We start from the raw sequence: 791 nt of genomic DNA on the forward strand, positions 1-791 counted from the left end.
GGACTGCTCAACAAATTCCGCCGCTTCACCGGCCGCGCCGAAGGCCTGTCCATCAGCTCAGCTCAAGCGTGCTTCAGTCTGACCCACCCTCGCCTATTTCGAAGCAGACTTAAATGGCATCACGTAAGTAAAGAATCCTTTCAGGTCATCGCGCAGGCGTTCTGAAATTAGAGGGTCATCAAATATGCGGGGGTCAAAGTAGATGAGCCACGTGCCATCCGGCCTTAGCTCCGAGTCGGCAAAGTAGGCCCCCACTTCGTTCTCTGTAAGTCCTGTGGCGTCAGCAATTTCCTTGATCGTAGGCTTGCTATTCATCAGCGGCCTCCTTGATTCGGCGGCATGCCGAATCCTCAACAAATAGCCCACAACCCCGAATCACGCCACAGCCTTCCGTCACGGAGGGCGGCGCCTACGATTACGACCCTACGTGCGAAAGCTCTTCGTCAATGATTCGCTCAGCATTCTTCGCAGCGGTTGTCGCAAACTCGTAACAGATCCAGAAGTCCTGCTCCGTTACGGATACAGATCCCTGCAAGTTCTCCAGGCAGCGCGCTAATGCATGCTTTATCAAGCCACCATTTAGAGCATTGCGGGCTGCCTCTTCACCTTCAACCGCTCGAATGGCAGCTTCGATTTCTTCGATCTGCTTAATCTTCGCCACCAGCACGACCTTGGCGGACTCATCTCGCTCGATGATCTTGGTCCAAGAGTGATCAACTATCAGCGTTTTCATTAGTAGCTCCCCGTCTTCATGGCTTATGCCGGGTCATCAATCAATAGCCTACAAACTC

At 53.2% G+C, this 791-nt stretch carries 1 protein-coding gene; it reads right to left on the reverse strand.

What is annotated here, in order from left to right:
- Nucleotides 1–415: 415 nt before the first annotated feature.
- On the reverse strand, nt 416–733 hold the full coding sequence (locus tag AC1DH9_RS30115; RefSeq protein WP_427545669.1) for a hypothetical protein: 318 nt from the start codon (nt 731–733) through the stop codon (nt 416–418).
- Between the last annotated feature and the right edge of the window lie 58 nt (nt 734–791).

It is taken from the genome of Pseudomonas sp. 05T35, from assembly GCF_056396605.1.